We start from the raw sequence: 19,729 nt of genomic DNA on the forward strand, positions 1-19,729 counted from the left end.
GCATCAGTGACCGTGTTCGGCAGAAGCTTTGCCGAGCTCGGACTTGAGTGTGAAGCTGCCACTGGTTGCTACCTGGGCGCCGGCTTCAATACCGTCGATGACTTCCACGTACCCATTGTCGCGACGACCCAGTTTTACCGGGCGGGTGTCAAACCCATCTGGGGTGCGTACGAATACCGAGGGTTTGTCTTCAACGGTCTGGACTGCGTGCTCAGGGACCGCTACGGCAACTCGATCAGTCTGGGAAGTGACCGCAATGTTCACGAACAGGCCTGGACGCCAGGCACCGTTGGGGTTGGTCAAGGTGACGCGGACAGTGGCTGCGCGGTTTTGCTCGCCCAGCAGGCTCCCGACATAACCCACCTTCCCTTCGACCTCGACATTCATGTCAGGCGAAGAGACTTTCACCGCACGACCAGTCGTGACCTTGCCCAGATCTGTAGGCGGGACGGCGAAGGTTGCCCAGACCTGATTCAGGTCAGAAAGGATGAAGGCGTTGGTCGCCTCGCTGACGACTTCGCCAACGGTCAGGTGTTTCTCCACCACCACGGCGTCGAAAGGAGCTCGGAGTTCGTAACGATTACCGCCAACGGAGTTAACCGAAGCACCGATCGCACCGACCTTCTGCTTGGCGTTGGCCAAGGAGATCTCCGCTTCTTGCAGCGCTTGGCGTGCTTGGAGGTAGTCTTGCTCCGCGGAAATCTTGTCCTGCCACAGCTGCTTCTCACGCTCGAAGGTCACTCGCGCCAGTTCGACGCGACGCTGTGCGGCCTGTTGTTCGCTGCGCAGGTCAGAGATCTGCTGGCTCGCGATTACAGCGAGGACCTGACCCTTTTTGACCGTCTCACCCAGGTCGGCTTGGACAGTCTCTACAACGCCAGGAACACGAGGAACCACGTGGGCGGTCCGGTCTTCATCGAAGCGAATTTCGCCCGGGAAGCTCACGACTGTACCCAAGTCACGCGGCGCTGCAGCTTCCAGGGCAACGCCGGCAGCCTTGATCTGCTCAGCGCTAAGCGTCAGCTTGCCCTCTTCTTCACCGCCCTCTTCGCTGTGGCCTTCTTCACCATGGCCCTCATCACCCTCCTCTTTGGCGGCAGATGCGGCTTTCTTTTCGTCGCCATGGCCATCGTTAGCGCCATGCTCGGCGGTACTAGCGGCCTGCTGTCCAGAACTGTTGTTCCAGGCAAGGCTGCCAAATCCGAGGGCTGCCACAGCGGCTACCGCGAGGGCGATCTTGCGTTTGTTATCCATTGCTACTCCTGCTGATCGTAGGCACCGGCTTGTTCAAGGCTGTGTGCCGAAGAAAATGTTTGGCCCGTTCAGCGAGCGCCGGCAGTTGAGCCGACTTCGCCATAAACCCTTTCCACCTGCGCACGCGCATTGGTCGCCGCTGCCAACGATTCGAGATATTGGCCACGAGCGACGATCAAGGTGCGCTGGGCATCCAGCACTTCGATGAAACCGAATTTGCCCATCTCGAAGCCGCGGGTTGCGGTATCTACGGCTTGTTGGGCTGACGGCAGAATGGTCTTGTCGTAGGACTCGACCTCCTGCATGGCGGTGGACCACTGGTTCAACGCGGTTTGGGTTTCGGTGCGCAGCCGCAGCTCCACAGCATTGCGCTGGTCTCGGGCCTGATCTGCACGACGAGAAGCGGAAAGAATGTTGCCCTGGTTGCGATCAAACAGCGGCAAAGGCATAGAGACGCCCACAGTGTTGACACGCTCGCGCACAGAGCGGTCGTACTGGCTACCTACGCTGACGGTAAGGTTCGGGATACGCTGAGCTTTCTCTGAACCGAGCGAGGCATCGCTCTTGTCGATCTGTACCACGGCCTGGCGCATTTCTGCGGTCTGATCGAGCTTCGCCAGCAGCTCTTCAGTCCGCGGTGGCAGTCCCGGGGAGAGGGTTGGCGATTCGAGTCGATCAAAGACGGTGACCGAGCTCCCGGTAATTTGAGCGAGTTGCTGGTAAGCGGTCGTCTTTTCGGTTTCGGCACGTCGAACTTGCAGCTTTGCTTCGGCCAGTTGTACTTGGGCGCGGGTGGCCTCTACTGGAGACGATTTACCTGCGCGAACACGACCATCGACGATGCGGAGACCGCGCTCAGTCAGTTCGAGAGATTGCTTGGCCAGGTCAAGGCCTGTCTGGGCCCGCAATGCGGCGTAGAAGGCCTGTACGACGTCTGCCCGCAGACCGTTCACGCGACGGTCCAACTCCAGCTGTGCGGCGGTCTGCCCGTAAGTGGCGACGTCAACACGAGCTCCCCGCTTACCACCCAGCTCCAGGGTTTGGCTAAGCGACACGGTCGTCGTGCTGGTGTTACGACGGGTGTCTTCCACGTCGTACGAAATAGTGGGGTTGGGGATAAGCCCGGCCTGCTTGCGAGCACCATCAGCGATGCCAATCTCTTGCCGGGCCGCGGCCAGGTCAGGGTTGGCATCCATGGCCGTCGAAAGCGCCTGGGGCAAGCTGATGCTTTGGGCAAGAGCTGCAGGTGCCATCAATCCAGAGATGACTGCACAGAGTGCAGCGATCTTCCAGGGCGAGACGGAGGTCTTGGATAAGACATTGCGGTTATACCGGGGCACTTTGATGGTCCTCGTGCACAAACTTCGATAAAGCTTGGCGAGAACGCCGAAACAGCTGCCAAGCCCCACTTGATTAGGTGATGTCACTCTAATAACCTGTAGCTATCAGAGGGGTGGCTAGAAAATTACAATTCCGTAAGAATGTCCTGTAATGCCCGAAAATACTGGGAAACCAAACCCGACACGATGATTTCGTTACAAGCAACGGAGATGGCAAACACGCGGTGCGAAGGCCCGAACAACAGGTAGATGACGAAATTGTAATTTTCCTATCACCCCCCCGTTATCTTCGGCCTGCAAATATGAGCTCGCGCTACGCTAGGCGCGCCGCCTGGTCAGAACAATTAACGACACCCGCGCCGGTAAACATAATAAAAACTGCCGTGAATCAAAGGAGCATCGGATGAAAATCAAAGTACCACTGTATTTGGCGGCAGTTTCTGCGCTGTCTGGAAGCTATGCTATTTCGGCACAGGCAGAAGACAAGCCAGAAGGCTTCATTGAAGGCAGCAGCCTTACAGTGCTGAACCGTAACTTCTACTTCAACCGTGATAACCGCGACAGCACTGCCCCCACTTATAACAGTGGCAAGGGCAACACCAACGGCTACTCCGAAGCCTGGGCGCACGCGATCATCAGCAAATTCAACTCTGGGTTTACCCAGGGAACAGTTGGCTTTGGCGTTGATGCCTTCGCCATGATCGGCCTCAAGCTCGACACCGGTGATGGGCGCAACGGCGGCCGTAGCTCCTTCGACGTGCTACCCGTTGATAACAAGGGCGAAGCTCGCGACGAATACACCAAGGTCGGCGGCGCAGCCAAAGTCCGCTTGTTCGATACCATCGTGAAAGTAGGTGATGTTTTCCCATCGACTCCGGTCGTTGCATCCGGCGACTCTCGCCTGCTGCCAGAAAGCTTCCGCGGCGTGACCGTTGAGAACACCAGCATCCAAGGCCTCACCCTGCAGGGTGGTCGTCTGCATGCGATGAGCCAGCCGCTCTCAAGCAACCTGAACGACAACTTCGTGACGTTCTACGGCGGCCCGGTCAACTCGCCATGGATCGGTTACGGTGGCGGTGACTACTCGATCAACGACAACTGGACTGTGAGCGTCTACGCCAGCCAGCTGAAAGACGTCTGGAATCAGTACTACGCCGGCACCAGCGTGGTTTACCCGCTGAGCGACGATCTGGCGCTGATCGGTGGCTTCAACTACTACAAAGCCGTAGATGAAGGTAAGAAGCGCCTGGGTGAATTCGACAACAACATCTGGAGTGCCAAGGTCGGCGTGCGTTACGGTGCCCATACCCTAGCCCTGTCGCACCAGCGCAACAACGGCGACGACGATTTTGACTACCTGCGTCAGTCGGACTCGATTTTCGTCGACAACTCCATCCAGTACAGCGACTTCAACTCGCCGAAAGAGCGTTCCTGGATGCTGCGCTATGACCTGAACTTCACCAGCTACGGCATTCCAGGCCTGACGTTCATGACCCGCTACGCCAGAGGCTCGGGCGCGGATTACTCGAACGCTAACCAGTTCTACATGCGCACTGATGACAACGGCAACCCGCTCGACAATCAGAAGCGTTGGGAGCGTGACGTCGAAGTCAAATACGTTGTCCAAACCGGTCCAGCAAAAGATCTGTCCTTCCGGTTGCGCCAGGCAACCACACGTGCCACTGCATTCGAATCGGATCTGGATGAAACCCGTGTGATCATTGAGTACCCGCTTTCGATTCTGTAATTCGCTAACTGGACCAGTTATTCATTAACTGGTCCTATTAGTAAAACGAGCATTACGAATTCACCTTGAGTGGCTTAAGTGCTCCTTTGGTAAAAGGTGGATATTTGGCGCCCATTGGGCGCCTTTTTTTTACCTAAAATTCAAGCAAGCGTTCGATTGTACGCATTGCATGCCGGTGAAGTTCATGACTACACCAATGACCAGCTTCCTCGATGTGAGCGACCTCGCCGTCATCTGAGCGGAACGAAGCCAGCACAAAAAAGAAAATAACCCAATACTTCATAAGGTCAAATCACCTGCTGGAGAGAGGGCCCGCAACTGTCAAACCCAAACCGCGACAAGATATACCGCCAGACTATCAACTGTATTACCTAGAAATTACAAATCCGTCATTTGAGCCCCGGCACGCTCATTTTGATTTACCATCCCTTTCAATAATGCCGGCGCGCGTGCGCGGTTAATTGCTCAGTGATATCGAGACAAAATCCCATGCGAATTCTGGTAATTGAGGATGAAGTAAAAACTGCGGAGTATGTGCGTCAAGGTCTGACGGAGTGTGGCTATGTCGTAGATTGCGTCCACACCGGATCAGATGGATTATTCTTGGCCAAGCAGCATGAGTACGAGCTGATTATCCTCGATATAAACCTACCAGAGATGGACGGTTGGCAGGTCCTTGAGTTGTTGCGCCGTAAAAACTGCCCGTCCCGCATCATGATGCTGACGGCGAGAAGCCGATTGGCGGATAAGGTCCGGGGGCTGGAGAACGGCGCAGATGACTATCTGATCAAACCATTTGAGTTCCCAGAGCTGCTAGCCCGGGTTCGCGCCTTGATGCGCAGGTCAGATCACCCCGCATCTGTGGAGGTCATTCGCGTGGCCGATCTGGAACTTGATCAAAGCCGGCACAGGGCATTCAGGGACGGTCAGCGTATTGATTTGACCACCAAAGAATTCGCGTTGCTGCACTACTTGATGCGTAACACCGGGGTGGTACTGAGCCGTACGCAGATTATCTCTCAGGTTTGGGATATGAATTTTGATTGCGACACGAACGTTGTAGAGGTGTCGATTCGAAGACTCAGAGCCAAGATAGATGACCCCTTCGAAACCAAGCTGATACACACACTTAGAGGCGTAGGGTATGTACTTGAAAAGCGTTAATTGCCAAACTATATAGTATCGAGATCGGCTAACTAATTCCGTCGCAAACGTGCCTACTGAACTGGATTTTACTATTTACGACCCGCGGCGCTGATTCCTTACCCCGCAAATGAGGTAGGCTGTGCATGAGGTATAGCATTGATTATCAGCAGGTCTCGGAGGATCAAGAGTTTGTCAGGCCTGATGACCGCTCAGCTGATATTGTCTTTAACAGTGAGCATGGCTTAGCTCTTATCCCATGTGTTGGCGATGTAGTCAACCTACCCTCTACGGCCGTCAAAGCGGGGGTTTGTGGCGTCGTCAGATCAAGAATTTTCAATTATCTCAGGGGTCCTGAAGAGTTTTACTGCCACGTCAATATTTTTGTTGAAGAGGCCGACATCAATTTCGGCAATCTAATATCCGAATATATGCGTAACCAGGCACGCTCACGATCACCCTCCTCATAGTGGTTTGAATAGTCAATACGGATTCCGTCCTTTTATTGAGTGCTCAGTAGAACCCACGTTGCAGAGCTCTACTGAGCCCAAAAACCTTATTTCCGCTGCTGTGCAAAAACCACTAACTGCCACTCAATCTTGCCCGCGCCAGGTGCATGCTGGTGATGGTTCTGTGGAGGAAGAACATGCCCTTTGGCAATACCGATCTCATCCCCGCAGGAGACGCATCGGTAAATGCCTGGATTTGGCGCTTCGGTACCAGGCGAATACTTTTTATCGTACTCCGAATGATCACTTTTGTGCAGAAAATTGCCGTGCTTATACTGAGCCATATCTATTCCCTTGAACTGTTGCTCTATATTTTTGTGCCACTTTACCGGGGCACAGAATAATTTTTATCACGTAATGACGAATAGATTCCAGCGAAGTTTTCCATAATCGCTCAGTACGCAGCCTACTTTCGTAGCATTTATTATTCTGATTGTGTCAGGCAGGAGATTTTTATGCCGGCGGAATTTTGGCGCCATGCTATGGCACCAGGATAGAGATCAAATCACGCCATCAAGTGACTCTTGCTATTCGAACCTGCCCCTACAAGAACAGGTAGTCACGGCACCCTGCTAGAGCGCGGGAGAGGCGGAGCACACAGAGCAGGCGTCATTGTTTTTTGAATAGCGCACTGAAAAATATAGAAGTACAAGAAGCCCGCAAAGAGAACAGTAGGCGCCATCAGAGCCAATTGAGGATCCATAAACCCTGAAATTACATACTGCTTAAGTGTAAGAGAAGCCAGGATAAAGGCCGAACAATACAAAGCACCTGTAAATTGATTCCCTAGAAAGCTTAGCACCCCACTAAAGGCATTATTGGCGCTCAATAACACTGCCTTCAATATGGTCCAACCGAAAAGCGGAAGGAAAATCTTCACCATAAAGGCAAATAAAGTTGTTGAGGCGAACAGTTTCAGTGGTATCTCTGCCCATGGCTTGATGGTACCGTCGTTTTCTACACCAAAGAATAGGATGGCATTCAGGATAATTGCTATAGAGCAGCATATGATGAGGCGTATCACCTCCCGTTTAAGCGGGGCCATCATTATAACTGAGTTAATGCTTTTCGCGATATATTGCTTTAGAGCCTGGGTCATTGACCTATTGCGTCCTATGCTAGCCGAGGTGATAATATTGTATTGATGCAGCAGTAATAGACTGACGCTTTATTTATTTCTCAGTCAAGGAGAATCCTGATGATTTACGAGTCTGATGATTGGAGGAAGTCACTTCTTCGTTCAGCTCGTTGGCTTGAGAAGGCTCGTGTAAAAGAGTGTTCTGAAGGGCGCATTTATGCGAAAGCAGAACGTGAAATTTTTGTCAGTTTTTATACGGTACGCAAGCTAATCGAGACCTACAAAATCTCTGAATCAACGAAGAAAATTAAGCTCCATCTACCGTACTACCCGATCACCAGTGGCAAGACAGTAGACTACTTCAATCGGCACAACATAATGGAAAACTACGAAACTACTAAAGTTTACAAAGAACTGCGGGATATGACTTTTGTCGCGAACCAGGTAATCCACTCGTACGTATTCGAATTCGCGACTAGTGAGGATGGACGGATTGACGGGGTGTTTGTGGCCTCAGACAAGGGACGACACCAGCGACTCTATTACTATTCTATGACGCTAATGCTCAGTATTTTTAGGTCCGTAGGCTTGGATGTCGTCTCAGAGCAGCATTTGGTAAGGGACCCTGAAACAGAGCAGTGGAAGATCAGGTGAGTAGCCACCAAGCCAAACCCGCTACGGCAGCTGTAATTAACCCAACGGTTGCATAGAAGGCAGGTCTGCCGATCCAAGGGTGACAAGCCAGCATGATTCCCAGATGGGTCTTCGGCTTTATGCTATCCCACTCAGACTCGACGATGGTCCCATCTAGAATATAAGGCTTCCAATATTTGACGATATGGTCCTTGTCGGGCTCAAAAAAATCGCTATGGCCGTAATCAAAGTAACGGTCAGCTACACGTGTATTTTTAAATCCGTTTCGACCAGTCCCGCCGTAGCCTATAGTCGAAAAGGTAGCTAGGACGGGGTAAAAATCTCGCGTCCCGACATCGTTGACGATGTTGCCTGCAGCCATGTGCCGAGCATGCTTCTCCCAGGCATAATTGCCTTTTATTATGGAGCCGCAGAGAACAATTCTCTCAATGTTGATGTCAGTGTATTTGGCGAGGATCCGACTAATGATATAGGTGCCGAAGCTGTGGGCAATGACCATAATGCGAGCAGTCGGTTCCATAAGCCGTGCGTCTCGGAAGTCATTTGCGATCTTATTGATTGGCGTAGATCGAAACGGACACGCAAGCTGCAGCGCGGTCACACAATGGTAGCCAAGACCTTTGACTCTGACATGAGCAACATCTCGGAAGGCTGCTTTTACCAGCTCGTGCCAGGAACCATCAGTTTGAATACCATGGACAAGCATGAGCGTGATGGCCTGAGCATCATCTTTGACATTAGAAATCTGCATATCGACTAACGAGTCAAACAGCTCCAGATGCTCGGCATCCAGAGTTGCCCTAATTGCCTGCAGCTGGGCCAGTCGTTTGGTCTCAATCGTATTTTCCCAAGTCGATCGAACAAGGGTAACAATATCAACAGGCTTCAATCGAGCACCAATCTATAGGTTGGTTCCACGTTGGCGGCAAGTACTTCAAATTCGGTATCCATCCCAGGATCACGAACAATCTCTGGGATATCGCCGTAAGATTGGAATGAGAGACCTTCGCCGCTGGGGCACCTAACAATAAGGAATCTCTTGATAATCCGGCCCGTTACCAAGATATTAATCAAGATTGCAAGGTGCGCGGAAGTACCGGCTTGCATAATATCGAACATGCGATTCGGGTTTAGCCGAATTCTAGGCAAAGCTTCGCCACCCTGGGATTCATAGCCCTGGATAAAACTAGCCAATCTTCGGAGGCCTTCAGCCTCGTCTGGATGGTTAAGTATTAAAGGCGATAACTTTTCCGCGAACATATTCGTATTCTCCGGCGGAGCACGCTACGGTCACCGCAAACTCGTTTCTCTCACCCGAAATCAAAAGCCTCAGTTCACGGGGAGGATCACTGTCTGGTAGTTTAACGTAAATATTGGCTCCCGTCACTTCGCCATCACGCTCCAAGAAGCGATCCAACGCAGACATCGAACCCTCATCCGATGAAAGGTTTTCATCAACCGATGCGGAGGTAATCTGCATTTGGGCCCCGAATTCATTTCGAGCCGTTGAATTGCTATATCTGATTTCTTGGGAGAGGTTATCGCGCTCGCGCAGAATCTTATTCTTAGCGGGGCTAAGCGAAACTTCAGCGAACCCATCGTCCGGTAGAAATTTCCTTACTTTGTTTTTCAACACCCACAAGAGCTCGGAATATTTCTTTGCCTGATTATCTTGAGAGGCAATACGAAACTCCAATAAACCAGTGTGGTCCAGGTGAACAATATTCACCGCACGTTTTTTTGTGGTCGCATAGCGTCGAATCAGTTCGCCAGTTGCTGGATCCGTCTCCACAGCGCTGAGACGATTGATGTCACGGCTTTCGACGACTTTGATCGTAAGCGAAACCGGTGTCTTCTGCGGGTCCGGACGGTACAGGCGGATGTCGACGATTGTGGCCTCGTCGGGCATCTCAAGATCCAGCGGGTGAGTAAACAGCCCCGAAAGGCCCTCAGCTGCTGCGATTGAAGCGATGCGCGTAGGAGACAGCAGGCCGATTGCCCGCTCTTCAGTGCACTGGAAAAGGAACGAGTGCTGCTTGCCAAACTCCTCCACCTGCTGCAGTAGATCACGGAGGTCTTTCAGGGCAAGTTTTTTATCCTTGAGGGCAGGCTCGATCCGCTTCTCATAGAGATCGTCCCAGTTTTGCGCAGAAACGGGGATGCCCTTCGTCCGGAGGAATTCCTTGACGACGGCTTGGCTAGTCGCATTTTTCAGAAGGCCAAAAAGGATCTTGGCTAGCTTTTGGTCGTCGTCACTCAGCACATCACTCTCCACAAATTGGCATTAAGCTTAAAGGCTCGTGCGAGCCTTGGCTGTGGAGGCATGAAGCCGGTGACATCCTGCCACGAGAGCGCCGACCTGCGCGCATCATGCCTTCCATTGCGCGCGCATTCTCGCCTTTTTATCCAGCGGTACACAATGAGTGGAGAAGGTCAAAATGCCATCAGCGATGTAGGATCCCTTGGCCACGTGGAGTAGGTTCCATCAGATTTTGCCGTAATGTTCAGCTTTTTCGGGAAGATGGGTAGGAATTCCCAGCTTTTCTGTGAACCGCAAGCAACAGCCTGAGCCCCAGTCATCCGGGACCTAGCATCACAATTGTTGGTGAAGCTGACTGCTGTGGTGGCCCGCCTGGGCCTAAAATCAAATTTGCTCTGCAACACTGAATATGGAACATCAAAATCTGAATAAGCATCAAGGAATGCTTCTATCTCGGGCACTTCAGCCGAGTGAAACACTAGAGTTGACACCATAACCCGTCAGGATCACCGCCGCTGCGTTATTGGCCAGCGCGCGTTTCACCACTTCTCGGGGATGCACGCTGGTGTTGTCGATCGAGCCGCGAAACAGCGCCTCGAAATTCAGCACCTGATGTTTCGAATCGAGAAACAGACAGCCGAACACCTCGTGCGGCTCATGCCGCAGCATCGCCTTGAGGTAGTCGCGAACGACTTGAGGGTTTTCCAGTGCCGGTTTCTGCCGTGAGCGTTCGGCCAGATGGCGCTTGCTCATTTCCTGAGCGGCTTGCAGTTGGGCGAATTTGGCAGGGCCGAGGCCCATTTGTTTGCTGAATGCGTCCTGATCGGCCTCGAGCAGTAAACGCAGGCTGCCGAATTGCGTCAGCAGATGTCTGGCGAGGTCCACAGCGCTTTTCCCGGGCAATCCGGTGCGCAGAAAAATCGCCAGTAACTCAGAGTCCGAGAGGCTCCCCGCTCCATGCTCCAACAACCTCTCCCGCGGCCGTTCCGCCGCCGGCCAATCGCGAATACTCATACACACTCCCTGTCTGTGGGCGCCGCTGTTCCGTAGCGGTCGCTGTGATATCGTAGCCCATCTTTTTGGCGGTCGATTCAACCCTGGGGAGGGGCATCGCGCCGCAGTCATCAACGAAATGAAAGGCAGACCTATGCAGCGGCTGTATCGGAAACGCATCGTTCTGGGCGTCGGCGGCGGCATTGCGGCCTACAAGAGCGCCGATCTGGTTCGCCGCCTTATCGACCAGGGCGCTGAAGTGCGCGTGGTCATGACCCATGGCGGCGCCGAGTTCATTACCCCGCTGACCATGCAGGCCCTGTCGGGCCACCCGGTGCACCTCGACTTGCTCGACCCGGCCGCCGAAGCCGCGATGGGCCATATCGAGCTGGCGAAGTGGGCCGATCTGGTGCTGATCGCCCCGGCCACCGCCGACCTGATTGCGCGCCTGGCGCAAGGCATCGCCAACGATTTGCTGACCACGCTGGTGCTGGCCACCGATGCCGTCGTGGCCGTCGCGCCGGCGATGAATCAGGCGATGTGGCGCGACCCGGCCACTCAGGCCAACCTGCAACTGCTGGAAAGCCGTGGCCTGAAGACCTTCGGCCCGGCGTCCGGCAGCCAGGCCTGCGGCGACGTCGGCATGGGCCGCATGATGGAGGCCACCGATCTGGCGCTGCTCGCCGCCGATTGCTTCCAGCGCCTGGCCCTGACCGGCAAGCATGTGGTGATCACCGCCGGCCCCACCCAGGAAAACATCGACCCAGTGCGCTACATCACCAACCACAGCTCCGGCAAGATGGGCTTTGCCCTCGCCGAAGCGGCCGTGGAAGCCGGCGCCCGCGTCACTTTGATCAGCGGCCCGGTGCACTTGCCGACGCCAGATCGTGTAACGCGGATCGACGTGGTCAGCGCCCGCGACATGCTCGCCGCCTGCGAATCGGCCATGCCATGCGACGTGTTCATCTCGTCGGCTGCGGTGGCGGACTACCGGCCGGAAGTCGTCGCGCCACATAAACTCAAGAAAGATCCTACGAGCGGTGACGGCTTCGTCCTGCAAATGGTGCGCAACCCGGACATCCTCGCCACCATCGCGACCCGTCCCGACCGTCCGTTCAGTGTCGGCTTCGCCGCCGAAACCGAACACCTGCTCGACTACGCTGCACGCAAGCTGAAGGACAAGAATCTCGATTTGATCGTCGCCAACGACGTCGCCAACCCGAGCATCGGCTTCAACAGTGAAGAGAACGCCTGCAGCGTCATCGACCGTGAGCTGCACGCCACGGTTTTCGCCCAGACCAGCAAGAGCAAGATTGCTCGCCAACTGGTTACTTTTATCGCCGAACGTCTGAACCAGGTTTAATTTACATGCACGCTTTGCAAGCCAAGATCCTCGATCCACGCATCGGCACCGACTTCCCGCTGCCGCAATACGCCACGCCGGGCTCCGCCGGCCTCGACCTGCGCGCCATGCTCGATCAGGACACCGTGATCAAGCCGGGTGAAACCGTGCTGATTCCCACCGGCCTGTCGGTCTACATCGGCGACCCGAATCTCGCTGCACTGATCCTGCCGCGCTCCGGCATGGGCCATAAACATGGCATCGTCCTGGGGAATCTGGTCGGCCTGATCGACTCCGACTACCAAGGCCCGCTGATGGTGTCCTGCTGGAACCGCGGCCAGAGCGACTTCACCATGACCGTCGGCGAACGCCTGGCGCAATTGGTGCTGGTGCCGGTGGTGCAGGCTCACTTTGAAATGGTTGAAGAGTTCGTCGAGACCGAGCGCGGCACCGGCGGCTTTGGCCACACTGGCACCAATTAACTGAATACCCCCTGTACGAGCTGCCGCAGGCTGCGATCTTTTGACTTTGTTTTTTCAAGATCAAGATCAAAAGATCCCAGCCTGCGGCAGCTCCTTCACGGAAATTTGTACAGATTCGCCTGAACGGTTAAGCGCGGAAAATCAAGGTTTTGCCAGTCGCGAGCCCGGCCAGCCGAGGCGTCATGGCCCTTTCATAGCACGAACTCTCTGTGCAAAACGCCGTCATACCCTTCAGTTTGAGCCTGCCGTCGAACATTTCGCCGGCCTGTCCCGCCCTTTCCGAGATGGAGCATGTCCACAGATGAGCACCCCCGCCAAAATCGCCCCTAAGCTGCCTGACAGCATTTTCCGCGCCTATGACATTCGTGGCACCGTGCCGGATTTTCTCAACGGTGAAACCGCTTACTGGATCGGCCGCGCCATCGGCTCGCAGAGCCTGGCCCAGGGCGAACCGAATGTGTCGGTCGGTCGCGACGGTCGCCTGTCTGGCCCGGAACTGGTCGCGGAACTCATTCGCGGCATCGCCGAAAGTGGTTGCCACGTCAGCGATGTGGGCCTGGTACCAACGCCAGCGCTGTACTACGCCGCCAACGTGCTGGCCGGCAAGTCCGGGGTGATGCTCACCGGTAGCCACAACCCTTCGAATTACAACGGTTTCAAGATCGTGATCGCCGGCGACACCCTCGCCAACGAACAGATCCAGGTGCTGCACGAGCGCATCAAGAACAATGACCTGAGCACTGGCCAGGGCAGCGTCACTCAGGTTGAAATTCTCGACCGTTACAACACCGAAATCGTCCAGGACATCAAACTCGCCCGTCGTCTGAAAGTCGTGGTCGACTGCGGCAACGGCGCGGCCGGTGTGATCGCTCCGCAACTGATCGAAGCGCTGAACTGCGAAGTCATCCCGCTGTTCTGCGAAGTCGACGGCAACTTCCCGAACCATCACCCGGATCCGGGCAAACCGGAAAACCTTGTCGACCTGATCGCCAAGGTCAAGGAAACCAACGCCGATATCGGCCTGGCTTTTGACGGTGACGGCGACCGCGTCGGTGTGGTGACCAACACCGGCAGCATCGTCTACCCGGATCGCCTGCTGATGCTGTTTGCTCGCGACGTAGTGGCTCGAAATCCGGACGCGGAGATCATCTTCGACGTCAAATGCACCCGTCGCCTGGTGCCGCTGATCAAGGAATACGGCGGTCGGCCGCTAATGTGGAAGACCGGTCACTCGTTGATCAAGAAGAAAATGAAGCAATCCGGCGCGCTGTTGGCCGGCGAAATGAGCGGGCACATCTTCTTCAAGGAGCGCTGGTTCGGTTTCGACGACGGCATCTACAGCGCCGCACGTCTGCTGGAGATCCTCAGCAAGGAAAAATCCACTGCGGAAGAGCTGTTTGCGACCTTCCCGAACGATATTTCCACGCCGGAGATCAATATCCATGTGACCGAAGAGAGCAAATTCAGCATCATTGATGCACTGCACGATGCTCAGTGGGGCGAAGGCGCCGACCTGACCACCATCGACGGCGTGCGGGTCGATTACGCCAAAGGCTGGGGCCTGGTGCGCGCGTCCAACACCACACCGGTGCTGGTGCTGCGTTTCGAGGCCGATGACGAGGCTGAATTGCAGCGCATCAAGGATGTATTCCACGCCCAACTTAAACGCGTTGCACCTGATCTCCAACTACCGTTCTGATCCACCCGGAGCCCTGAATGACCCTCGAACGCGAAGCCGCCGCCAACACTGCCAAGGTCCTGTCCGAAGCGCTGCCTTACATCCGACGCTATGTCGGCAAGACCCTGGTGATCAAATACGGCGGCAACGCGATGGAAAGCGAGGAGCTGAAAACCGGCTTCGCCCGCGACATCGTGCTGATGAAAGCCGTAGGCATAAACCCGGTGGTCGTGCACGGTGGCGGCCCGCAGATCGGTGATCTGCTCAAGCGCCTGTCGATTGAAAGCCATTTCGTCGACGGCATGCGCGTCACCGACGCCGCGACCATGGACGTTGTGGAAATGGTCTTGGGCGGTCAGGTCAACAAGAGCATCGTCAACCTGATCAACCGCCACGGCGGCAGCGCCATCGGCCTGACCGGTAAAGACGCCGGGCTGATTCGCGCGAAGAAGCTCACCGTTTCCCGCCAGACCCCGGAGATGACCCAACCGGAAATCATCGACATCGGTCATGTCGGCGAAGTGGTCGGTATCAACACCGAACTGCTGAACCTGCTGGTCAAGGGCAACTTCATCCCGGTGATCGCGCCGATCGGCGTCGGTGAAAACGGCGAGTCTTACAACATCAATGCGGATTTGGTGGCGGGTAAGGTTGCCGAAGCGCTGAAGGCTGAGAAGCTGATGCTGCTGACCAACATCGCCGGCCTGATGGACAAGTCGGGCACCGTATTGACCGGCCTGAGCACGCAGCAGGTCGACGACCTGATCGCCGACGGCACGATCTATGGCGGCATGCTGCCGAAGATCCGCTGCGCACTGGAAGCGGTTCAGGGCGGTGTTGGCAGTTCGCTGATCATCGATGGTCGCGTGCCGAATGCGATCCTGCTGGAAATCTTCACTGACACCGGCGTGGGTACGCTGATCAGCAATCGCAAGCGTCCATGATCGCTAATCGCTGAAAGCAAAAGATCGCAGCCTTCAGCAGCTCCTACAGGGATTTCGTACAGACGAGAACCCGCTTTCTGTAGGAATTGCCGCAGGCTGCGATCTTTTTGGCCGCGAAGGAAACGCCTGACTCGACATAGCGAAACGTCCGACATCCCCCCAGAACAAATCGCCCTAGGATCTTCCCTTCATTCAGTGGAGATCTTCCCATGCAAAAAGACAGCGTTCCTTACGGCAGTGACATTTCGGCTGGCACTTACGCCTGCGTGGACTGTGGCCGAGAGTATTCAGGCCCCTCGCAAACTTCGATGCCGCCCTGCCCTGACTTCACGCAAGCGTCTCATCCTCTCAAGGGCTGGAAAGTCCTGCGCGGGCAAGGAGACGCACCGCAGGATCCCTATCCAGCAACCAGCGACAAATAACCCGGAGCGCCTGAGCCATGCGGATCTCGTTCACGATCGACGCCGACGCTTTCGAGCAGGAACAGAAGGAGCCGGTGAAAAAGACCTTGCGCATCGGCGACGCCGAAATCGCCCACGCACTGGAGCGGATCGCCAAGGCGAGCCTGACTGAATACCTGAAAATGCTGGTCGAGGGCGGCATGCCCAGCCGGGCCGACGAAGCCAAACAGGATCGTCTGCTGTATCTGATTCAGAGCTACTTCGGGCAAACGCTGCCGACCGAATCGCAGATCTCGACGATCTTTCAACTGACCCAGAGCCAAAGCAAAACCCTGCTGAAGAATACTGTTTCACGCTTTCGCAACCAGCTCGACGACATCCTGCAGCACAGCATGCGCGCGGTGATCGAGTCTGCCGAACATGCGCAAAACGTGTTCCTGGTGGTGATCAGCTCGGACGTGATTCGCGATGAGCTGAACATGCTCATCACCCAAAACGAGCCGACGTTCAAACCCATCACCAAGCGAAAGGGCAGCGCCGGACAGTTCGAGATCAGCGAAGATTCCCACGCATTGCTCTGCGCAACGCTGGGCCTGAATGCCGTTCAGTGACATTGTCGCGGTCAGCGGCTTGCTGCTGACCCTGACCACGTTCATGTTCAACCTGGCGTGGCCGGCGCTCAACGAAGCGCTGGCTGAGGATCAATATCAAAAGGGTTCGCAGGGCCGAAAACGCAGTCGAGACAAGGTGATGGCTGCTTTCTACTGGCGAGCATTGCCATTGACGTGCGCTTTCGTGGCGTTGTTCTACGTCAACTTGCCGGCAGCGGTTCGCATCATCGGCAGCAGCACGCTGGATCTGTGGGATTTCGATGTGGATCGCACGCTGTACGTGATGGTGGTAGCTGCGCTGCTGGTATTCGCGCTGGTCAATGTTGGACTCGCGCTGAGGCTGCTCGGCAAATGGCGCAAATTGCGTTAGCCCCCCCTGTAGGAGCTGCCGAAGGCTGCGATCTTTTGATTTTGTTTTGTCAGATCAAGATCAAAAGATCGCAGCCTTCGGCAGCTCCTGCAGGTTCGTCTCAGACGCCAAACTGGGCGCGATAGGCTTCGACGGCTGGCAAGTGCTGCTTGAGCTGCGGATCGTCGGCGAGGAACTCCAGCACCTGATTCAGCGAAACAATGCTGATCACCGGAATGCCGAAGTCGCGCTCGACTTCCTGGATCGCCGACAACTCGCCGTTGCCTCGCTCCTGACGATTCAGCGCGATCAGCACGCCGGCTGCCTTGGCGCCGTCTTGGGAAGCGATGATCTGCATCACCTCGCGAATGGCGGTGCCGGCGGTGATCACATCGTCGATGATCAAGACTTCACCAGTCAGCGGTGCGCCGACCAGGCTGCCACCCTCGCCGTGGGCCTTGGCTTCCTTGCGATTGAAGCACCATGGCAGGTCGCGGCCGTGATGTTCGGCCAGCGCAACGGCGGTAGTCGCCGCCAGCGGAATGCCTTTGTAAGCCGGGCCAAACAGAACGTCGAAGGGGATGCCGCTTTCGGCAATGGCGGCAGCGTAGAAACGCCCCAGTTGCGCCAGGGCCGAACCCGAGTTGAACAGGCCGGCGTTGAAGAAGTAAGGACTGGTGCGCCCGGACTTCAGGGTGAACTCACCGAAGCGCAAAACGCCGCGATCGATGGCAAAACGAATGAAATCGCGCTGATACGCTTGCATGAAAAAAACCCCAAATACCACGGATTTAGCTAATTAGCTTGACGCCGTGTATCATACACGCACGCGATTTTTGGGGCCATTTATGCGGATCATCAGTGTGAACGTCAATGGTATTCAGGCGGCAGTCGAGCGCGGTTTGCTCAGTTGGCTGCAAGCCCAGAATGCCGACGTCATCTGCCTGCAGGACACCCGTGCCTCCGCCTTTGAACTGGATGACCCAGCCTTCCAACTGGATGGCTACTTCCTTTATGCCTGCGATGCTGAAGTCCCTGCCCAAGGCGGCGTGGCTTTGTATTCGCGGTTGCAACCGAAGGCTGTCATCAGCGGTCTCGGTTTCGAGACGGCCGACCGCTACGGGCGCTACCTGCAAGCAGATTTCGACAAAGTCAGTATTGCCACCTTGCTGTTTCCTTCGGGGATGAACGGCGATGAGGACTTGAACCAGAAGTTCAAGCTCATGGACGACTTCGGCAAGTACCTGGACAAACAGCGACGCAAACGTCGCGAGTACATTTATTGTGGCTCGCTGTACGTTGCGCAGCAGAAACTCGACATCAAGAACTGGCGCGACAGCCAGCAATCTCCAGGTTTCCTGGCGCCGGAACGCGCCTGGATGGACGAGATTGTCGGCAACATGGGCTATGTCGATGCGTTGCGTGAAGTCAGTCGTGAAGGTGACCAGTACAGCTGGTGGCCGGATAACGAACAGGCCGAAATGCTCAATCTGGGCTGGCGTTTTGATTACCAGATCCTGACCCCGGGCCTGCGTCGTTCGGTGCGCAGCGCACGCCTGCCGCGTCAGCCCCGGTTCTCGCAGCACGCGCCATTGATCGTCGACTACGACTGGACGCTGACTATTTAAGCGTCGTAAGCGCAGCCAAAGAAAATGCCCGCATCGTGAGACGCGGGCATTTTTCATGGGCGCCCTATCTAGACCGCCGCGAAGAATGGCAACGTCAGGTACAGCTTGATCACGATGACGTTCACGATATCGATGAAGAACGCTCCCACCATCGGCACCACCAGAAAGGCAATCTGTGACGGCCCGTAGCGTTGCGTCACTGCTTGCATATTGGCAATGGCCGTCGGCGTGGCACCGAGACCGAAGCCGCAATGGCCAGCAGCGAGCACAGCGGCATCATAGTTACTGCCCATTACCCGGAACGTCACGAAAATCGCGAACAGCGCCATGACCAATGCCTGCACGGCCAGAATAATGAAGATCGGCAACGCCAGCGCCGCCAGATCCCAAAGCTTCAGTGACATCAACGCGATCGCCAAAAACAACGAGAGGCTTACGTTGCCCAGCACTGAGACCTCGCGCTCGAATACCTGATACAAACCGAGCGCTGACAACCCGTTACGCAACATCACGCCCACAAACAGAACGCAAACAAACGTCGGCAGCTCGAAGGCAGTGCCCTGCAGCAAGCCATTCAAAAGATTGCCTGCGAGCAGGCTGACCGCAATCAACGCCAGTGTTTCAACGAACGAAAAAGGTGTGATCGAACGCTCTTTGTTTGGCTGTTCAAAACCTTTTGGCAGTCGCGGCGCTTGTTGCGCACTGCAGCCCGGCACTTGCACACGCTTGATCAGCAAGCGGGCGACGGGCCCGCCGATCAGCCCACCCAGGACCAGACCGAACGTCGCGGAGGCCAGCGCCAGCTCCGAAGCCGAGGCCAGACCATATTTCTCGCTGAACACCGCGCCCCATGCAGCACCAGTTCCGTGGCCACCGGCCAGCGTGATCGAGCCCGTCAGCAAGCCCATTAAAGGGTCGAGCCCGAGCAGGGTTGCCAAGCCGATTCCCATGGCGTTCTGCACCACCAGCAAGCCAATGACCGCCAACAGGAAAATGCCGACAATGCGGCCGCCCTTTTTCAGACTGGCAAGGTCGGCACTCAAGCCAATCGTGGCAAAGAACGCCAACATCAACGGTGTTTGCAATGATGTATCGAAGCGAACTTCAATATCGAAAGTGCGCAATATCAACAAAAGCACGGCAACCACCAGGCCGCCCGCTACCGGTTCAGGAATGTTGTAACTTCGCAGAAAGCCAACACGCGTAACCAGTCCGCGTCCGAGCAATAGCACTAAGGAAGCGGCTACGAGCGTGCCGTAAAAATCAAGCTGAATCATGTGGATTATTCTTGCTATGTATTCACAAGGCGAGCTTTT

At 55.5% G+C, this 19,729-nt stretch carries 17 protein-coding genes and 2 pseudogenes; 10 read left to right on the plus strand and 9 right to left on the minus strand.

Annotated elements, in window-relative coordinates; all coding sequences use genetic code 11:
• Nucleotides 1-3: 3 nt before the first annotated feature.
• Nucleotides 4-1,254 carry an efflux RND transporter periplasmic adaptor subunit gene (locus CXF97_RS24000; protein WP_003253426.1) on the minus strand — a complete coding sequence of 417 codons (1,251 nt, stop codon included), beginning with the start codon at nucleotides 1,252-1,254 and terminating at the stop codon, nucleotides 4-6.
• Between the two features lie 68 nt (nucleotides 1,255-1,322).
• On the minus strand, nucleotides 1,323-2,594 hold the full coding sequence (locus tag CXF97_RS24005; RefSeq protein ID WP_016712696.1) for a TolC family protein: 1,272 nt from the start codon (nucleotides 2,592-2,594) through the stop codon (nucleotides 1,323-1,325).
• Between the two features lie 403 nt (nucleotides 2,595-2,997).
• Here CXF97_RS24005 and CXF97_RS24010 point away from each other — a divergent pair, with 403 nt between their 5' ends.
• Complete coding sequence (locus tag CXF97_RS24010) at nucleotides 2,998-4,341, plus strand: OprD family porin (protein WP_019818113.1); 1,344 nt, start codon at nucleotides 2,998-3,000, stop codon at nucleotides 4,339-4,341.
• A gap of 489 nt (nucleotides 4,342-4,830) precedes the next feature.
• Nucleotides 4,831-5,505: a heavy metal response regulator transcription factor gene (locus CXF97_RS24015; RefSeq protein ID WP_003253420.1), complete on the plus strand. Its 675-nt coding sequence runs from the start codon at nucleotides 4,831-4,833 to the stop codon at nucleotides 5,503-5,505.
• A 535-nt stretch (nucleotides 5,506-6,040) separates the two neighbouring features.
• On the opposite strand, the gene CXF97_RS28080 is transcribed toward CXF97_RS24015, so the two are convergent.
• Nucleotides 6,041-6,277, minus strand: coding sequence for a hypothetical protein (locus tag CXF97_RS28080; RefSeq protein ID WP_074059229.1), 237 nt, complete (start codon nucleotides 6,275-6,277; stop codon nucleotides 6,041-6,043).
• A 275-nt stretch (nucleotides 6,278-6,552) separates the two neighbouring features.
• The gene (locus CXF97_RS24030; RefSeq protein ID WP_003253418.1) at nucleotides 6,553-7,092 is read right to left on the minus strand and encodes a hypothetical protein; all 540 of its coding nucleotides are present in this window, start codon (nucleotides 7,090-7,092) and stop codon (nucleotides 6,553-6,555) included.
• 99 nt (nucleotides 7,093-7,191) lie between these two features.
• On the opposite strand from CXF97_RS24030, the gene CXF97_RS24035 reads away from it, so the two are divergent.
• Nucleotides 7,192-7,725, plus strand: coding sequence for a hypothetical protein (locus tag CXF97_RS24035; RefSeq protein ID WP_009682000.1), 534 nt, complete (start codon nucleotides 7,192-7,194; stop codon nucleotides 7,723-7,725).
• On the opposite strand, the gene CXF97_RS28565 is transcribed toward CXF97_RS24035, so the two are convergent.
• The 3 genes and pseudogenes from CXF97_RS28565 to radC all read right to left on the minus strand — a co-directional run.
• Entirely contained in the window at nucleotides 7,718-8,614 is an 897-nt protein-coding gene (locus CXF97_RS28565; protein ID WP_014754857.1) for an alpha/beta fold hydrolase, read from the minus strand. The genes CXF97_RS24035 and CXF97_RS28565 overlap by 8 nt on opposite strands.
• A gap of 336 nt (nucleotides 8,615-8,950) precedes the next feature.
• Nucleotides 8,951-9,988 carry a hypothetical protein gene (locus tag CXF97_RS24050; RefSeq protein WP_003253411.1) on the minus strand — a complete coding sequence of 346 codons (1,038 nt, stop codon included), beginning with the start codon at nucleotides 9,986-9,988 and terminating at the stop codon, nucleotides 8,951-8,953.
• A gap of 498 nt (nucleotides 9,989-10,486) precedes the next feature.
• Nucleotides 10,487-10,999, minus strand: a pseudogene (radC, locus tag CXF97_RS24055) (DNA repair protein RadC); the annotation flags it as partial.
• Between the two features lie 133 nt (nucleotides 11,000-11,132).
• Between radC and coaBC the strand changes: the two are divergent.
• The 6 genes and pseudogenes from coaBC to CXF97_RS24090 all read left to right on the plus strand — a co-directional run bounded on the left by coaBC (nucleotide 11,133) and on the right by CXF97_RS24090 (nucleotide 16,806).
• Nucleotides 11,133-12,341, plus strand: coding sequence for a bifunctional phosphopantothenoylcysteine decarboxylase/phosphopantothenate--cysteine ligase CoaBC (gene coaBC, locus CXF97_RS24060; protein WP_039757372.1), 1,209 nt, complete (start codon nucleotides 11,133-11,135; stop codon nucleotides 12,339-12,341).
• 5 nt (nucleotides 12,342-12,346) lie between these two features.
• Nucleotides 12,347-12,802, plus strand: coding sequence for a dUTP diphosphatase (gene dut, locus CXF97_RS24065; protein ID WP_101161626.1), 456 nt, complete (start codon nucleotides 12,347-12,349; stop codon nucleotides 12,800-12,802).
• Nucleotides 12,803-13,097: 295 nt separating this feature from the next.
• Nucleotides 13,098-14,501, plus strand: a pseudogene (locus tag CXF97_RS24070) (phosphomannomutase/phosphoglucomutase); the annotation flags it as partial.
• A 17-nt stretch (nucleotides 14,502-14,518) separates the two neighbouring features.
• A complete protein-coding gene (gene argB / locus CXF97_RS24075) occupies nucleotides 14,519-15,424 on the plus strand; it encodes an acetylglutamate kinase (RefSeq protein ID WP_016772548.1) in 906 nt (301 codons plus the stop codon).
• Between the two features lie 439 nt (nucleotides 15,425-15,863).
• Nucleotides 15,864-16,436 carry a hypothetical protein gene (locus tag CXF97_RS24085; RefSeq protein ID WP_101161632.1) on the plus strand — a complete coding sequence of 191 codons (573 nt, stop codon included), beginning with the start codon at nucleotides 15,864-15,866 and terminating at the stop codon, nucleotides 16,434-16,436.
• Nucleotides 16,423-16,806 (plus strand): hypothetical protein, encoded by a 384-nt coding sequence (locus CXF97_RS24090; protein WP_101161634.1) that lies wholly within the window; start codon nucleotides 16,423-16,425, stop codon nucleotides 16,804-16,806. The genes CXF97_RS24085 and CXF97_RS24090 overlap by 14 nt, the downstream gene beginning before the upstream one ends.
• Before the next feature lie 100 nt (nucleotides 16,807-16,906).
• Here the strand turns inward: CXF97_RS24090 and pyrE are convergent, their stop codons facing one another.
• The gene (gene pyrE / locus CXF97_RS24100) at nucleotides 16,907-17,551 is read right to left on the minus strand and encodes an orotate phosphoribosyltransferase (RefSeq protein ID WP_101161636.1); all 645 of its coding nucleotides are present in this window, start codon (nucleotides 17,549-17,551) and stop codon (nucleotides 16,907-16,909) included.
• 82 nt (nucleotides 17,552-17,633) lie between these two features.
• On the opposite strand from pyrE, the gene CXF97_RS24105 reads away from it, so the two are divergent.
• Nucleotides 17,634-18,413, plus strand: coding sequence for an exodeoxyribonuclease III (locus CXF97_RS24105; protein ID WP_016772543.1), 780 nt, complete (start codon nucleotides 17,634-17,636; stop codon nucleotides 18,411-18,413).
• A gap of 68 nt (nucleotides 18,414-18,481) precedes the next feature.
• Here the strand turns inward: CXF97_RS24105 and gltS are convergent, their stop codons facing one another.
• Nucleotides 18,482-19,690, minus strand: a complete 1,209-nt coding sequence (gltS, locus tag CXF97_RS24110; protein ID WP_101161638.1) for a sodium/glutamate symporter — start codon at nucleotides 19,688-19,690, stop codon at nucleotides 18,482-18,484.
• Nucleotides 19,691-19,729: the final 39 nt, after the last annotated feature.

This window comes from Pseudomonas sp. Choline-02u-1 (genome assembly GCF_002836515.1).
Taxonomy (GTDB): Bacteria; Pseudomonadota; Gammaproteobacteria; order Pseudomonadales; family Pseudomonadaceae; genus Aquipseudomonas.

Bases quoted from the DNA above. Each gene is read 5' to 3' on its own strand.
- dut (WP_101161626.1), top strand. From the start codon at position 12,347: ATGCACGCTTTGCAAGCCAAGATCCTCGATCCACGCATCGGCACCGAC.
- coaBC (WP_039757372.1), top strand. From the start codon at position 11,133: ATGCAGCGGCTGTATCGGAAACGCATCGTTCTGGGCGTCGGCGGCGGC.
- gltS (WP_101161638.1), bottom strand. From the start codon at position 19,690: ATGATTCAGCTTGATTTTTACGGCACGCTCGTAGCCGCTTCCTTAGTG.
- CXF97_RS24035 (WP_009682000.1), top strand. From the start codon at position 7,192: ATGATTTACGAGTCTGATGATTGGAGGAAGTCACTTCTTCGTTCAGCT.
- CXF97_RS24015 (WP_003253420.1), top strand. From the start codon at position 4,831: ATGCGAATTCTGGTAATTGAGGATGAAGTAAAAACTGCGGAGTATGTG.
- CXF97_RS24010 (WP_019818113.1), top strand. From the start codon at position 2,998: ATGAAAATCAAAGTACCACTGTATTTGGCGGCAGTTTCTGCGCTGTCT.
- pyrE (WP_101161636.1), bottom strand. From the start codon at position 17,551: ATGCAAGCGTATCAGCGCGATTTCATTCGTTTTGCCATCGATCGCGGC.
- CXF97_RS28080 (WP_074059229.1), bottom strand. From the start codon at position 6,277: ATGGCTCAGTATAAGCACGGCAATTTTCTGCACAAAAGTGATCATTCG.
- CXF97_RS24030 (WP_003253418.1), bottom strand. From the start codon at position 7,092: ATGACCCAGGCTCTAAAGCAATATATCGCGAAAAGCATTAACTCAGTT.
- argB (WP_016772548.1), top strand. From the start codon at position 14,519: ATGACCCTCGAACGCGAAGCCGCCGCCAACACTGCCAAGGTCCTGTCC.
- CXF97_RS24090 (WP_101161634.1), top strand. From the start codon at position 16,423: ATGCCGTTCAGTGACATTGTCGCGGTCAGCGGCTTGCTGCTGACCCTG.
- CXF97_RS24000 (WP_003253426.1), bottom strand. From the start codon at position 1,254: ATGGATAACAAACGCAAGATCGCCCTCGCGGTAGCCGCTGTGGCAGCC.
- CXF97_RS24105 (WP_016772543.1), top strand. From the start codon at position 17,634: ATGCGGATCATCAGTGTGAACGTCAATGGTATTCAGGCGGCAGTCGAG.
- CXF97_RS24085 (WP_101161632.1), top strand. From the start codon at position 15,864: ATGCGGATCTCGTTCACGATCGACGCCGACGCTTTCGAGCAGGAACAG.